Consider the following 13,996-nt stretch of genomic DNA (forward strand, 5'->3'; position numbering starts at 1 on the left):
TCGTGGTATACTTCAGTCCGTGGCATGATGTCTCCTTTCGCCTTGTGTGGGGTTGTGGGGGACATCATGCCACATTATTTGCTTTCTGAAAAGATCCCCTCCCCCTGCCTGTCCGCCCCTGAAGCTGGCGGAGAGGGGGAAGCCGAAGGCTGGGGGTGAGGTGCGCTTGGAGCGCCCGCCCGACGCCGAAGCATCGGGCTGAAGGGGCGAAGCCCTGCGGGCTGCATCCCTCACCCTCGCCCTCTCCCGGCGGGAGAGGGAACGAGGCGGACGTGGGCCAGGGGGATGTGAGGGGGTTCCCCCGCCGCGAAACGCGACTAGGCCCCCAGCACGCGCACCTGTTCCTCCAGGCGCGTCTTGCGGTCGCGCAGGGCGGCCAGTTTCTCCCGCTCCTCCTCCACCACGTCCTCCGGCGCTTTGCGGACGAACCCCTCGTTGGCCAGGAGTTTCTCGGAGCGCGCGATGTCGGCGGCGACGCGTTCCAACTCCTTCGTGAGCCGCGCACGCTCCTTGTCCACGTCCACCATGCCGGCCAGCGGCAGGTACACCTCCACGCCCGGGAACATCAGGGCCAGCGCCTTGTCGGGTCGGCGGGCCAGGGCAGGGGCCAGTTCCAGCCGCTGTGGGTCCAGCCGCGCCAGGCGCACCAGGATGTCGCGCTGCGCCGCGAAAGTCTCGTAGAAGGATCCGGCGGCGATGTGCGCCTCTATCGGCTTGCCGGCCTCCACGTTGTACTCGGCGCGGGCGTTACGGATGGCGCGGATGGCGTCCATCAGCGCGCCCATCTCCCGCTCGGCGGCCTCGTCGCGAGGGCCGGGTTCGGGCCACGGCGCGATGATGAGCGCCTCGCCCTCATGGGGCAGGTTCTGCCATATCTCCTCGGTTACGAACGGCATGAACGGGTGCAGCAGGCGCAGGGCGCGCTCCAGCACGTACACCAGCACCGACAGCGCCGCCTGCCTTGAGGTTATCCGCGGATTCTCGGCCTCTGCGTACAGGCGCGGCTTGGTGGCCTCAATGTACCAGTCGCAGTACTCGCCCCAGAGGAAGTCGTAGATTTGGCGGCCTGCCTCGCCGAACTGGTAGTCCTCCATCAGCCGGTTGACGTCGGAGATGAGGCGGCTCAGGCGGCTGAGAATCCACCGATCCACCGGCTCCAGCGCGAGCGCCCAGGGATCCGGCGCCGGTGGTTCGTCGCCCAGGTTGGACAGCACGAACCGCGCCGCGTTCCAAATCTTGTTGGCGAAGTTGCGGTTGGACGCGATGCGTTCGGGCGAGAGTTTCATGTCCTGGCCGGGCGTGCTGCCGGTAACCAGGGTGAAGCGCAGCGCGTCGGCGCCGTACTCGTCAATCACGTTGAGCGGGTCGTACTTGTCGGCGTCGGGCATGGACTTGGAGATCTTCTTGCCCTGGGCGTTGCGCACCAGGCCGTGCAGGTACACGACGCGGTAGGGCACTTCGCCGGTCATCGCCAGGCCGAGCATGATCTCCCGCGCCACCCAGAAGAACAGGATGTCGTAGCCGGTCTCGCGCACCGTGGTCGGGTAGAAGTAGCGCATGTCCTCGGTGTCGTCGGGCCAGCCCAGCGTGGAGAAGGGCCAAAGGCCCGACGAGAACCACGTGTCCAGCACGTCGGGGTCTTGGCGGATGTTCTTGCTCCCGCAGGAGCCGCACGCCGTCGGATCCGTAAGGCCCGTCGTTTGCGCGCCGCAGTCGTCGCAGTACCAGACGGGGATGCGATGCCCCCACCACAGTTGGCGCGAAATACACCAGTCGCGGATGTTCTCCATCCAGTTGGTGTAGATTTTGACGAAGCGTTCGGGCACGATGCGGATGCGGCCATCCTGGACGGCCTGAAGCGCCGGCTCGGCCAGGGGCTTGATGCGCACGAACCACTGGGTGGAGATGCGCGGCTCAACGATGGTGTGACAGCGCTGGCACGTGCCCACCGCATGGGTGTACGGCTCAATCTTGACGAGCAGGCCCTCCTTGTCCAGGTCGGCCACCAGGTTGCGGCGGCACTCAAATCGGTCCTGGCCCTGGTAGGGGCCGGCCAGTTCGTTCATGCGGCTTTCCTCGTCCATGACGATGGGGGCTTCCAGCCCGTGCTGAAGGCCGATTTCGTAGTCGGTGGGGTCATGGGCGGGGGTTACCTTGACCGCGCCGGTGCCGAAGGCCGTGTCCACCGTCAGGCTGCCGATGATGGGGATGACGCGGCCGATGGCAGGCAGGACGGCCTGCCGCCCGATGAGGCCGGCGTGGCGCTCGTCGTTGGGGTTGACGGCGACGGCTGTGTCGCCCAGGATGGTCTCGGGGCGGGTGGTGGCCACCTGGATGTACTCCGTAGCGCCCTCGGCCCAGCGCCCACTGCCCCACTCGTGTCGCGGTCCGCTCCAGTCGTCATTCAGCAGGGGATAGCGCACGTACCACAGGTGGGTGGCCTGCTCCTCGTGCTCCACCTCCAGGTCCGAGATGGCCGAGGTGCAGCGCGGGCACCAGTTGACCAGGTAGGTGCCGCGATAGATGAGGCCGCGCTCGTACAGGCGCACGAAAGCGGTGCGCACGGCGCGCGACAGGCCCTCGTCCAGCGTGAAGCGTTCGCGCTCCCAATCGCACGAGACGCCGAGTTTGCGGTGCTGGTCGGTGATGCGGCGGTGGTAGACGTGCTTCCACTCCCAGCACTTCTCTATGAATTTCTCGCGGCCCAGGTCATGACGGGAGATGCCCTGCTTCGCCAGTTCGCGCTCCACCACGTTCTGCGTGGCGATGCCCGCGTGGTCCGAGCCGGGGAGGAACAGCGTCGGCTCGCCGCGCATACGGTGCCAGCGCGTCATCAGGTCCTCAATGGCGGCGGTGATAGCGTGGCCCAGGTGGAGCGCGCCGGTAACGTTGGGCGGCGGCATGGTGATGGTCCAGGGCTGCTTCGCCGGGTCTATGCGCGGGCGGAAATAGCCCTGCGACTCCCACCATTTGTAGAGGCGCTCCTCGGTGGCGGTCGGGTCGTAGGTTTTCGGCATTTCCTTGGGGCTCATGGGTTCACCTCCAACATCTGAAATCGGCCACTGGCCATTAGCCGTTAGCCTCTAGCCATTGGCCCACAGCCCTGCGCTAGCAGCCAAAGGCTAACGGCTGAAGGCTAAAGGCTCATGGCTAAAGGCCAAAGGCTAACGGCTAATGGCTCCATAAAAAACAAACCCCCTTCGCCACAAGGACGAAAGGGGCCAACCTTCCGCGGTACCACCTTGCTTCCAGCCGCGAACGCATCGCGGCGGACGCTCTTGGGCTATAACGGGCGGACCCGGGGCCGCTTACTTGCCATCGGTTCGGCGGCCCGACTCCCAGGCGACCTTCGGCGGTTTCCGCTGCGAGGGGCTTTCAGCCGGCGACCCCTCTTCTCTACCAGCATCCGCGCGCCTACTCCTCCTGTTCGGCGTCTTTGCTGTTCGGTTGTTGCGCGGATTATAGCATGGGCGGCAGGGGGTGTCAAATGCGAATCCCAGGTTGACACCCCACGAATCCATGCTATACTGAAGCCATGACAACGCTCAGTTCTATTCTGGGAAGCGACCAACAACCCGACGCGCGCACCTACTGGGGCAAAATCTCCGCCGAGGGACTCGCCCGCGCCCTGGTGGCGCATTTCCAGACCCCGACAACGCGCGCCCAGATGACAGGCGACCGCACCCGCATCCTGGTTCAGATCGGGAATCGGCCCGTGGAGCCGTCGGATCCGGCGACCGCGCTCACCGTCGGCGTCGTCCAGGACGAGGACAGCATCACGGTTACCATGGGCCAGCAGAAGTGGATCGGCATCGCAGCCGACCTGGCCAGGACCGGCATCATGGCCCTCATCAACCCCTGGTACCTGCTGGGCGAACTGGACAACGTGGCGCGTAACGTGGACTGGCTGGCCCTGCGCAATCAGGTGTGGGAGGTCATTGACCAGTACTGCCATTCGGTGGGCGGCAGACTGGGAATCCCGCCGGAACTCAAGCAGGTCGTTTGCCCATATTGCGGCGTGGGCAACCCCGTGGGCCAACCCAAATGCTCGGCGTGCGGCGCGCCCCTGGGCGAGTACCAGCCCATCACTTGCCCCAAGTGCGGGTACCTGCTCCCCTGGAACAAGCGGTTCTGCACCCGCTGCGGCGCGTCGCTCACCGGCGACAAGCCCGCCCGCCCCAAGCAGAAGCGTTCGGCGCTCATCTAGCGCGACGTAAGGCGCCCCCCAACGTGGGGCAAGGGTTACATCTCCACGCACGCCTCCGCGGCCAGCCAGAACAGGTTTTCGCGCACCGTGGTCCGCCTGTGCCAGCCTCGCGGGTCCCACTCCGCGCCGCTGACATCGTCGCCGCCGTACAGGATTTGCGCGAACGGCACGCCCCGAAACTGCGCCACTGCGAAGAAGGCCGCGGCCTCCATTTCCACCGTGAGGCATCCTTCAGCCCGGCGCATGCGCACCTTGTCCCGCGTTTCGCGGTAGGGGGCGTCGGTCGTCCACGTCTTGCCGGTGAGGTAGGGCTCGCCCCGCCTTTGGAGCGCGCGCTCCACAGCGGCAACCGCCTCCGGGCTGGCCGCGACTTCGCGTCCGGGCGGCAGGTAGTGGTACGACGTGCCCTCATCGCGCACGGCGGATGTGGGCACAACCAGATGACCGGCGGCGATGTCGCGCCGGAGCACGCCCGCGCCGCCGCACGCGATGAACTTGCGGCAGCCCAGCGCGATGGCCTGCTCCAGCAGCGCCGCGGACAGGGACGCGCCCACCCCGGGCTGAAACGTCGCCACCGGCTCTCCGTCCATGTCCACCGCGTACACGGGAATCTCTCCGATTTCGCTCCGGAAGCAGGCGACGCGGCGGGCCTGCCCGCCCTGCTCCAGCCCGACCAGTACCTCGCGGAAGAAGCACACGACGCACCGCGCCGGCACGTCGGCAGGCGCGACCACGTTGCTGGGATGGATCACCGCCTCGCGCGCGGGGTCAAATTCCAGGATGGGGTAGCGCCTTCGCCGCACGGACTACCCCTGCCCCAGTTCCGCGTGCTTAGCCGCGATCGTGTCGGCCAGCGCGCGCAGCGCCTCAAAGTCCGCCTCGCGCGGATGCCCCTTGCAATACACCGGCGGCAGGATTTCGGCCTTCAGGTTGGGGATCATCCCCGCGATGGTCTCCACCGCCTTGGTGCCCCAGCCATACGAGCCGATGACCGTGGCGAACTTCGCCTTGGCGCGGATGGCGTTCGCCAGGTACGCCGCGTACACCGCAGCGGGATGCGGCCCCACCAGCACCGTCGGCGTGCCCACCACGAGCGTGGCGGCATCCACCAGTGCCATCGCCAGTTTGCCGATGTCCGTAACCGGCAGGCTGAACTGCTCCACGCGCACGCCCCGCTCCACCAGCGCGCTCACAAGGAACTCCACCATCTTCTGCGTGCTGCCGTGCATGGAGACATAGGCCACTACAGCCACGTTCTTCGGCTCGCCCGAAACCCACTCATCGTAGGCATCCAGGATGAACCCGGGCCAATCGTAGATAGGGCCGTGGCTGGGCGCAATCATGCCGACGTCCAGCGCCCTCACTTTCTCCAGGTTCTTTGCGATGATGGCGCGGAACGGCATCATGATCTCGGCGAAATACCGCTTGGCCGCCTCGCGCACGCGCCCCTCGTCGGTTACGTACACGTCGCTGGTGGCGATGTGCGAGCCGAAGAAGTCGCACGAGAACAGAATCCGATCCTCGGCCAAGTACGTAACCATGGTCTCGGGCCAATGCACCCAGGGCGCGTGGACAAATTGCAGCGTCTTGTCGCCCAGCGAAAGCGTCTCGCCGTCGCCCACGGTGATGAATCGCTCCTCCGGGATGAAGAGCAAATCCATCAGCATGTCCTTGCCCTTGGGCGTGGCGATGACCCGCGCATCCGGGTATTTCGCCAGCACGGCGGGGATGGCGCCCGAATGATCCTGTTCGGCGTGGTGGGCCACGACGTAGTCCACCTTGGGCACGTCGGCCAGTTGCGCCATCAGGACCTCGGTCATGGCGCGGTCCACGGTGTCCAGCAGCGCCGTCTTCTCGCTGCCGCGCACCAGGTAGGCGTTGTAACTCGTGCCGTCGGGGAGCGGAATCAGCGAGTCAAACAGCCGCCTGTCCCAGTCCACCGCCCCTAACAGGTACACGTTGGAGCCGATGGGTCTCATTTTCATAGCGTTTCCCCCTTTCGCGCAAAGGCCTCTAACTCTTGCCGAAAAACATCTGCGCGGCGACGACGAGCAGGTAAACCCCGAATACCTTCCGCAGCACAGCGTCGGGGATGCCCACGGCGACGCGCGCGCCGAGAAGCCCGCCGAGGAAAAACCCCAGCACGATGAGCACGGCCGCGCGAATGTCCACAAACCCCTGCTTGTAGTACGTCCACGCTGCCAGGATGCCGATGGGCGGGACCATGAGGGCGAGCGTGGTGCCCTGGGCCTTGTGCTGCGTGAACCCGAACAGGAAGACCAGCACGGGGATGATGATGGTGCCGCCGCCGATTCCCACCAGCCCGCTCAACACGCCGGCGACGAGCCCCAAGAGCAAGAACAGCAGAATCTGGATCACATCCATCTTTCCTCATTCCTCTAGGACGAGATTGAAATGCGCCGTCCATTCTACCACCGCGGGGCAAATTGGCAACTTGCGCCGCATCTCGCCGGTGAGGACGCAGGCAGGGCCAGGTGTATTCCTATTCTCCGCGGCCTCGGTGGTGAACGGAGTGGCCCCCGGCGCACAGGCGCTCCAGTTCGGCCTCGGTAAGGAACCCTTCGGCTGCGCCCGATTCGCCGATCTTGTACGATGCGAAGACCACGGCCTTGCGCGGGGCCTCGTAGGGATCGCGGGTTTTGCGGTAATAGTGGACAAAGCACGCGAACAGCGCGTCGCCCGCGCCGATGGTGTTGACCACAGGCCGGGTGCGGACGGCGGGGATGCGCTCCATCGCGCCGCCGCGGACGGCCAGCAGCGCGCCCCGCGCCCCCAGCCCGATGACGACGACCTGCGGCCCATAGCGGCTCATCACCTGCCGCGCCCACTCCTCTGGCCCGCATGGCAGCCGCTCGTCGCTCATGAACAGGATGTCCGCCGCGGCCATGAAGTCGCGATTGTAGGCGTCGTCCAGGTCGGCGATGGCGTGGACGTCCGTTGCGACGGTCATGCCCATTGCCCGCGCCTTGCGGAGGAAGGGGCGGGAGAAGTTGATGTTGCACAGCACGGCCAGGTCGCACCCCTGCGCGGCGCGGTCAAACAGGGCTTCGGGGTAGGCGCGCTCCTGGATGTCCTTGAGGTCCACGTGAATCTGCCGCCGCCCGTCGGGGTCGTAGAGGATGACCGACTGGGCGGTGTGGGGCGCGCCCGCGATGACAAACTCGTCCGAGATGGCATCGGCGGCGAGCGCGTGCCGCGCCAGCGCCCCGGCGGCGTCCTCGCCGATGATGGACACCAGCCGCACGGCATCCCCCAGCGTCGCCAGCGCCTTGGCGATGTTGTAGCCCACGCCGCACACGGTAGAGTTGATGCCGAAGAACGGATACCGCACCGGCGCGTATTCCAGCGGGAACCCGTCCACGCGCAGGGTGGTCTCTACGTTGATGAGGCCGGAGATGAGGATGGGGGACATCACAGGCCCTTTCCACGACACGCAGGGTTTTCGCGATCAAGCGCCCATTTCAGGGGGTTCTCTGCAATGTACCTGCGAATACGGCTCAGTTCGCCTTCGTTGCGGATGATGTGTTCGTAGTAGTTGTGCTGCCACAAACGGTTCGGGAAACGCGGCCAGCCGAATTCCTTCACCCCGCGGATGTATTCATTGGTCGTCATGGTTTTGAACCATTGGATGATTTCCGGTAGGGGCGCGCCGACGTGTGCGCCCTGCACGCCGGCAGGGCAGACTGGGTTGGGGCAGACACCTAGGTTGGGGCAGACACCTAGGTCTGCCCCTACGATTATGACGATGCCGTGGAAATGATTGGGCATCACCACGCAATCGTCCGGTCGGGCCATTGGGAATTTGCTTGCCAATTCGGCCCACCAACGCGCAACCATGGAGCCTGCCGCATTGAGGTGCATTTTGCCCTCTCTGACGTCGCCAACGAGGCATAGGCGGTTCTGGGTGTAGATCGTAACGAAGTACGCGCCCGGCTGGGCATAGTCATAGCCCTTGAGACGGATAGACCGACGATGGACACTACCGGGATCGCGCAAATCTGTCACACGTTCCCCCTCATATGTCCCACGTCGTTCAGCCGTACAATGCGCGGCCGGACCCCCTCCGGCTCCACGATGGAGATGGACGCGTTGTCAAACCGCCACGGCATGCGCTGGCGCGGGTTCAGGCCGACGAGGTCGCCCAGGTACAGCGCCATCACGCCGCCGTGGGTTACGACGACTACCTCCACATCGCCCGGGTGCGCCGCGATGATTTCATCCATGGCCCGCGTGATCCGATCCAGGAAGCGGTGAAGTCCCTCCTCGCCTGGGATGGGAACCCATTGCACGTCCATCTCCCACCGCGTCCAGATGTCGGGGTACTGCTCGGCGACTTCGGCATCCTTCAGCCCGGTCAGCGCGCCGATGTCGTACTCGTTCAGGCGGGCGTCCACGTTCAGCGGCAGGCCCAGCCGCTCGGCGATGATCCGCCCTGTTTCCGTCGCCCGTTGCAGCGCGCTCGCGTACACTGCCGCGGGACGAAACTCCCGCGCAATTCGCTCGGCGACAAGCGCCGCCTGCGCGCGTCCGCGCTCGCTCAGGGGCGGGTCGGCGATGCCCTGCACCCGCCCCTCATGATTCCACACCGATTCGCCATGCCGCACAAAGATGAGCCGCATCACAGCCTCACAAGAGGGATTATCCGCGAATGGAAACGAACAAAAAGACCTTCACCGCAGAGATCACAGAGAACGCGGAGAAGCAAAAGGTACCAAAAGAAGAACAGGTCTCTACTTGGTGACTTGGTAGTTTCTTTGCTCTTTTCTCTGCGGTCTCAGCAGTCTCTGCGGTGCACCAAATTCCGGGCGGCGGTGTAGGGGTCGGCCTCGCGACGGGCCACGCGCTGCACCCATTCGTCCAGTTCGCCGGGACGCAGGGACGCCAGCAGCGCCTCGGTCAGTTCGTGCTGCACCAGCGCCACCAGTTCGTCCCGCACCCGTTCCTCCTCCTTGCGGGCGAGGAGACCGCTCTGCCGCAGGTGATCGTAGTGGGCCTCCACTCGGTCCACCAGTTCGGGCACGCCGTCGCCGCGGATGGCGACCGTCTTGACGATGGGCGGACGCCAACACCCCGGCTCGCCGCCGTTCAGGTCCAGCATCATCTCCAGGGCGGTTACGGTAGAATCGGCCCCTTCCCGGTCGGCCTTGTTGACGGCGAACACGTCGGCGATTTCCAGGATTCCGGCCTTGATGGCCTGGATGTCGTCGCCAAACCCGGGCGCCTCCACGACGATGGTCGTGTGGGCGGTCTTGGCAATGTCCACCTCGGCTTGGCCCGCGCCCACCGTCTCAATCAGCACGCGATCGTAGCCGGCCGCGTCCAGCACCTTCACCACGTCGGACGTGGCCCGCGCCAGACCGCCCAGGCTGCCCCGCGTGGCCATGCTGCGGATGAAGATGCCCGGGTCGCCCGCCAGTTCGCGCATGCGGACGCGGTCGCCCAGGATCGCGCCGCCGCTGAAGGGGCTGGTGGGATCCACCGCCACGATGCCCACCGTCAGGCCGCGGCGGCGGTACACCTTCGCCATCTCGTTGACCAGCGTGCTCTTGCCGGTGCCCGGCGCGCCGGTGATGCCCACCAGATGCGCGCGGCCTGTGCGGGCATACAACGCAGCCAGCGCCGCGCGGGCCGATGGATGCTCATCCTCCACTAGGGAGATGAGGCGGGCCAGTGCGCGCGCGTCGCCCGCCGAAACCCCCGCAGCCAGTTGCTCTGGCGAAGACCGGCTCACTGGCGAGGCTCCCCGGCTCGGTGCCGCCGAATCTCCTCGCGCACGAACTCCACGATGGTGTCGGTGGACGTGCCCGGCCCGAAGATGCCCCGCACGCCCAGCCGCTTCAGTTCCGGCACGTCCTGGTCGGGGATGATGCCCCCGCCGAAGACCAGGACATCCTCCAGCCCCTTCTCCTTGAGCAACTGGATGACGCGGGGGAACAGGGTCATGTGCGCGCCCGACAGGATGGACAGGCCGATGGCGTCCACGTCCTCCTGCAGCGCGGCCTCCACGATCATCTCCGGCGTCTGGCGCAGGCCGGTGTAGATGACCTCCATGCCGGCGTCGCGCAGGGCGCGGGCGATGACTTTCGCGCCTCGGTCGTGCCCGTCCAGGCCGGGCTTGGCAATCAGGATACGGATCTTCTCTTCTGGCATTGCACCCTCCATGTGGCATTCCGCAGTCAGCCGTCAGCGGTCAGCCTTTGGCCATTAGCCGTTAGCAGTCAGCCTTTGGCGGTTGGTCTTTCCAATCTCGCAGGGTTTGGTGAAAGGACACGAGTATGCTCTTGACTCTAGACTTTTCCGAAAAAGTCCATTGCAGTCTTCGCCTTGCCCCTGCCACAGCCTTCCGCTCTGCTGGCAGAACCGTTCCGGGTGACTTGTGGATTCGCAGCAGGCTAAAGGCTAACGGCCAAAGGCTAGAAATACACCGGCTCGCGATACTCCCCAAACACCTTGCGGAATACGTCGCAGATTTCGCCCAGCGTGGCGTATTCGCGCACGGCGTCTATGATGAACGGCATCAGGTTCTGCGTGCCCCTCGCCGCCTCTTCCAGCGCGGCCAGTTTCTGGCTCACCGCCTCGTTGTTGCGCTCGGCCCGCACCCGCTGCAGGCGCGCGATCTGCCGCCGCTCGCCCTCCCTGTCCATCTCCAGCAGCGGAATCTCCAGCGGCTCCTCGGCCACGTACTCGTTGACGCCCACCACGACCCGCGCCTTGGTGTCAATCTCGCGCTGGTAGCGGTAGGCCGACTCGGCGATCTGCCGCTGGAAGTAGCCCTTCTCTATGGCGGGCAACACGCCGCCCAGCGACTCAATCTCGCGGAAGTAGCGGTTGGCCTCCTGCTCCATGCGGTTGGTCAGCGCCTCCACGAAAAAACTGCCCGCCAGCGGATCCACCGTGTTGACTACCCCCGACTCGTGGGCGATGATCTGCTGCGTGCGCAGGGCGATGGTAACGGCCTTCTCCGACGGCAAGGCCAGCGCCTCGTCCATGGAGTTGGTGTGCAGCGATTGCGTCCCGCCTAGCACCGCCGACAGGGCTTCCAGCGCCGTGCGGACGATGTTGTTCTCGGGCTGCTGGGCCGTCAGGCTGCAACCGGCGGTCTGCGTATGGAACCGCAGCCACCACGAGCGGGGGTTCTTGGCCCCGAACTTGTCGCGCATGACCTTGGCCCAGATGCGCCGCGCCGCGCGGTACTTGGCGATCTCCTCAAAGAAGTCCATGTGCGCGTTGAAGAAGAACGACAGGCGCGGCGCGAACTCGTCCACGTCCAGCCCGCGCTGCATCGCCCACTCCACGTAGGTCATCCCGTCGGCCAGGGTGAAGGCCAACTCCTGCGCCGCCGTGGCGCCCGCCTCGCGGATGTGGTAGCCGCTGATGGAGATGGTGTTCCACTTGGGCACGTGCTTGCTGCCGAACTCTATCGTGTCCACAATGAGCCGCATGGACGGTTTGGGCGGGAATAGGAACTCCTTCTGGGCGATGTACTCCTTCAGGATGTCGTTCTGGATGGTGCCGCCCAGTTGCTCCATTTCCCAGCCCTGCTTCTCGGCGGCCACCAGGTACATGGCCCAGATGACGGCGGCGGGCGCGTTGATGGTCATGGACGTGGTGATCTCGCCCATGGGGATGCCGTCAAACAGGATTTCCATGTCGGCCAGCGACGACACGGCCACCCCGCACTTGCCGAACTCGCCGGCGGCTTCAGGCGCGTCGGTGTCGTAGCCGTAGAGCGTGGGCATGTCAAAGGCCACGGAAAGCCCCGTCTCGCCGTGCTTCAGCAGGTACTTGAACCGCGCGTTGGTCTCCTCGGCCGTGCCGAACCCCGCGAACATGCGCATGGTCCACAGGCGGCTACGGTACATGGTAGGGTGGACGCCGCGCGTGAACGGGAGCTCGCCCGGCCAGCCGATGTCGCGGTTGAAGTCCACGTCGGCGATGTCGGCGGGCGTGTACAGGCGCTGCACCGGCTCGCCCGAGATGGTGATGAACTTCTCGCGACATTCGGGCAGGCGGCGAAGCGAGTCCTTCAAAGTGGTCTCTTCCCAGCGTTTGCGGTCGGCCTCAATCGCATCCAGGTGCTTTTTGTCAAACATGTGTTACCTCCTGCCACAGGCTTTTGGCCGTTAGCCTTTGGCCTTTAGCGTTTGTCTTCAAGTAGGGTCTGATGGAACGATACGAGCATTTTCTTCACCTCGTACAACTCGTCCACCAAATCTTCATAGGTGGAGTTGTCCATGAAGCCAAGGTCGCGCGCAAGCAAAAGGTGATACTCTGCCTCGCTGGCCGATCCCATGGCGATCTGTACGAATCGGGCCTTTTCGGTGTCGCCGCCCCTGCCACAACCCTCGGCGATGTTGGCGGGGATAGAAGAACAGGCTCGCCGCAACTGGCTTGTCAGCCCGTACATCTCGGACTTTGGAAAAGCAGCCGTGGCCTCATAGACCGCCAGGGTCAGTGCATGTGCCCTCCGCCAAACCTCCAGTTTCCGAAAGTCCCTCACATTCTGCCTCCGCGCACCGTCGGCCTTCCCCAGCCTCAGGCCAACGGCTAAAGGCTAACGGCCAAAGGCTAAAGGCCAAAAACCAGCATCCGCTAGTACTCTATCCCCCGCCGCGCCTGCACCCCCTCCGCATACGGGTGCTTGATGTCCAGCATCTCGGTTACCAAATCGGCGCGGCGCACGATTTCGGGGTGGGCGTTGCGGCCCGTCAGCACCAACTCCATTGTCGGCGGCTTGGCGTCCAGCAGGCGCAGGACCTCGTCCAGCGCGATCAGCCCGAAGTCCAGGGCCACGTTGACCTCGTCCAGGATCAGGATGTCGCACTCGCCGCGTTCCAGCGCCTGGGCGGCGGCCTGCAGGGCGTCGTGGGCCATGCGGATGTCGGCGGGGTCGGGGTTGTCCTTGTCCACGAACTCGGCCCGCCCGAACTGGCGCAACTCCACGCCTGGGAGATGCTTCACGCCCTTGAGTTCCCCATAGTTAGGCCAGCCCTTCATGAACTGGATGATGAGCACGCGAAGGCCGTGGCCCGACGCCCGCAGCGCCAATCCCAGGGCCGCGGTCGTCTTCCCCTTCCCGTCGCCGGTATAAACCTGCACAAGCCCACGTTGTAGTGGCATGGCGCCTCCTCATGAGCCTATAGCCATTAGCCTTTAGCTAAAAGAGGAAAGCCGACAGCCAGACGCTAACGGCCATCGGCTACTGGCTATCGGCCAATGGCTTCTTTTCGTAGAATTCAATCAGCACCCCGTGCGTGCCCTTGGGGTGGACGAAGGCGAGTTTGCGTCCGTTGGAGCCGACGCGCGGCGTCTTGTCAATCAACTCGTAGCCATGCGCCTCCAGGGTGCGCAGGGTCGCCTCCACGTCGTCCACCTCAAAGCAGATGTGGTGGATGCCCTCGCCGCGCTTCTCCAGGAAACGGGCGACGGTGCTTGCGTCGGACGTGGGCCGCAGGAGTTCAATCTCGCTTTCGCCCACGCGCAGGCCCACGATTTCCACGCCCTGGTCGGGCACGACGCGTCGGTACTCCACATGCAGGCCCAGCGTGTCGCGGAACAGCGCCAGCGCCGCGTCCAAATCCTTCACCGCCACCCCCACATGCGCGATTTTGTTCATCGTTTCCTCCCGTCAAGCCTCTAGCCTTTAGCCTCTGGCCTCTAGCCATTGGCCTTCAGATGCCATTTCCTTGCCAAAGGCTAAGGGCGAGGGGCTAAAGGCTAGAGGCTACTCTCACCACATCGTCGCCGGCTGGTACTCCCCGAAAACCT

14 protein-coding genes are annotated in these 13,996 nt (G+C 65.2%); 1 reads left to right on the plus strand and 13 read right to left on the minus strand.

The features are described from left to right. Nucleotides 1-317: 317 nt before the first annotated feature. Complete coding sequence (locus tag H5T65_11595; GenBank protein MBC7259879.1) at nt 318-3,032, minus strand: valine--tRNA ligase; 2,715 nt, start codon at nt 3,030-3,032, stop codon at nt 318-320. A 503-nt stretch (nt 3,033-3,535) separates the two neighbouring features. Here H5T65_11595 and H5T65_11600 point away from each other — a divergent pair. Beyond that, nucleotides 3,536-4,207 (plus strand): zinc ribbon domain-containing protein, encoded by a 672-nt coding sequence (locus H5T65_11600; GenBank protein MBC7259880.1) that lies wholly within the window; start codon nt 3,536-3,538, stop codon nt 4,205-4,207. Between the two features lie 35 nt (nt 4,208-4,242). Here the strand turns inward: H5T65_11600 and H5T65_11605 are convergent, their stop codons facing one another. The 12 genes from H5T65_11605 to mce all read right to left on the minus strand — a co-directional run bounded on the left by H5T65_11605 (nt 4,243) and on the right by mce (nt 13,844). Beyond that, nucleotides 4,243-5,010, minus strand: a complete 768-nt coding sequence (locus H5T65_11605; GenBank protein ID MBC7259881.1) for a nucleoside phosphorylase — start codon at nt 5,008-5,010, stop codon at nt 4,243-4,245. A 3-nt stretch (nt 5,011-5,013) separates the two neighbouring features. After that, nucleotides 5,014-6,186 (minus strand): FprA family A-type flavoprotein, encoded by a 1,173-nt coding sequence (locus H5T65_11610; GenBank protein ID MBC7259882.1) that lies wholly within the window; start codon nt 6,184-6,186, stop codon nt 5,014-5,016. 34 nt (nt 6,187-6,220) lie between these two features. Next, nucleotides 6,221-6,592 (minus strand): sulfite exporter TauE/SafE family protein, encoded by a 372-nt coding sequence (locus H5T65_11615; GenBank protein ID MBC7259883.1) that lies wholly within the window; start codon nt 6,590-6,592, stop codon nt 6,221-6,223. 118 nt (nt 6,593-6,710) lie between these two features. Beyond that, nucleotides 6,711-7,640 (minus strand): carbohydrate kinase family protein, encoded by a 930-nt coding sequence (locus H5T65_11620; GenBank protein MBC7259884.1) that lies wholly within the window; start codon nt 7,638-7,640, stop codon nt 6,711-6,713. Next, on the minus strand, nt 7,640-8,224 hold the full coding sequence (locus H5T65_11625) for a hypothetical protein (protein MBC7259885.1): 585 nt from the start codon (nt 8,222-8,224) through the stop codon (nt 7,640-7,642). The genes H5T65_11620 and H5T65_11625 overlap by 1 nt, the downstream gene beginning before the upstream one ends. Nucleotides 8,225-8,229: 5 nt before the next feature. Then, the gene (locus H5T65_11630; protein MBC7259886.1) at nt 8,230-8,847 is read right to left on the minus strand and encodes a histidine phosphatase family protein; all 618 of its coding nucleotides are present in this window, start codon (nt 8,845-8,847) and stop codon (nt 8,230-8,232) included. Nucleotides 8,848-9,002: 155 nt separating this feature from the next. Further along, nucleotides 9,003-9,935: a methylmalonyl Co-A mutase-associated GTPase MeaB gene (meaB, locus tag H5T65_11635; GenBank protein MBC7259887.1), complete on the minus strand. Its 933-nt coding sequence runs from the start codon at nt 9,933-9,935 to the stop codon at nt 9,003-9,005. 20 nt (nt 9,936-9,955) lie between these two features. Beyond that, nucleotides 9,956-10,390, minus strand: coding sequence for a cobalamin B12-binding domain-containing protein (locus H5T65_11640; GenBank protein ID MBC7259888.1), 435 nt, complete (start codon nt 10,388-10,390; stop codon nt 9,956-9,958). Nucleotides 10,391-10,641: 251 nt separating this feature from the next. Continuing rightward, entirely contained in the window at nt 10,642-12,321 is a 1,680-nt protein-coding gene (locus H5T65_11645) for a methylmalonyl-CoA mutase family protein (GenBank protein MBC7259889.1), read from the minus strand. A gap of 44 nt (nt 12,322-12,365) precedes the next feature. Beyond that, a complete protein-coding gene (locus H5T65_11650) occupies nt 12,366-12,728 on the minus strand; it encodes a four helix bundle protein (GenBank protein ID MBC7259890.1) in 363 nt (120 codons plus the stop codon). A 92-nt stretch (nt 12,729-12,820) separates the two neighbouring features. Beyond that, entirely contained in the window at nt 12,821-13,348 is a 528-nt protein-coding gene (cobO, locus tag H5T65_11655; GenBank protein MBC7259891.1) for a cob(I)yrinic acid a,c-diamide adenosyltransferase, read from the minus strand. Between the two features lie 79 nt (nt 13,349-13,427). Continuing rightward, nucleotides 13,428-13,844: a methylmalonyl-CoA epimerase gene (gene mce, locus H5T65_11660; protein ID MBC7259892.1), complete on the minus strand. Its 417-nt coding sequence runs from the start codon at nt 13,842-13,844 to the stop codon at nt 13,428-13,430. Nucleotides 13,845-13,996 lie beyond the last annotated feature (152 nt).

Source organism: Chloroflexota bacterium, assembly GCA_014360805.1.
In the GTDB taxonomy this organism is placed as follows: Bacteria; Chloroflexota; Anaerolineae; order DTLA01; family DTLA01; genus DTLA01.

What these genes read in the sequence shown, in the direction of transcription:
- cobO (MBC7259891.1), bottom strand. Translation starts at nt 13,348, where the DNA reads ATGCCACTACAACGTGGGCTTGTGCAGGTTTATACCGGCGACGGGAAG.
- H5T65_11600 (MBC7259880.1), top strand. Translation starts at nt 3,536, where the DNA reads ATGACAACGCTCAGTTCTATTCTGGGAAGCGACCAACAACCCGACGCG.
- H5T65_11610 (MBC7259882.1), bottom strand. Translation starts at nt 6,186, where the DNA reads ATGAGACCCATCGGCTCCAACGTGTACCTGTTAGGGGCGGTGGACTGG.
- H5T65_11630 (MBC7259886.1), bottom strand. Translation starts at nt 8,847, where the DNA reads ATGCGGCTCATCTTTGTGCGGCATGGCGAATCGGTGTGGAATCATGAG.
- H5T65_11595 (MBC7259879.1), bottom strand. Translation starts at nt 3,032, where the DNA reads ATGAGCCCCAAGGAAATGCCGAAAACCTACGACCCGACCGCCACCGAG.
- H5T65_11640 (MBC7259888.1), bottom strand. Translation starts at nt 10,390, where the DNA reads ATGGAGGGTGCAATGCCAGAAGAGAAGATCCGTATCCTGATTGCCAAG.
- mce (MBC7259892.1), bottom strand. Translation starts at nt 13,844, where the DNA reads ATGAACAAAATCGCGCATGTGGGGGTGGCGGTGAAGGATTTGGACGCG.
- H5T65_11645 (MBC7259889.1), bottom strand. Translation starts at nt 12,321, where the DNA reads ATGTTTGACAAAAAGCACCTGGATGCGATTGAGGCCGACCGCAAACGC.
- H5T65_11615 (MBC7259883.1), bottom strand. Translation starts at nt 6,592, where the DNA reads ATGGATGTGATCCAGATTCTGCTGTTCTTGCTCTTGGGGCTCGTCGCC.
- H5T65_11620 (MBC7259884.1), bottom strand. Translation starts at nt 7,640, where the DNA reads ATGTCCCCCATCCTCATCTCCGGCCTCATCAACGTAGAGACCACCCTG.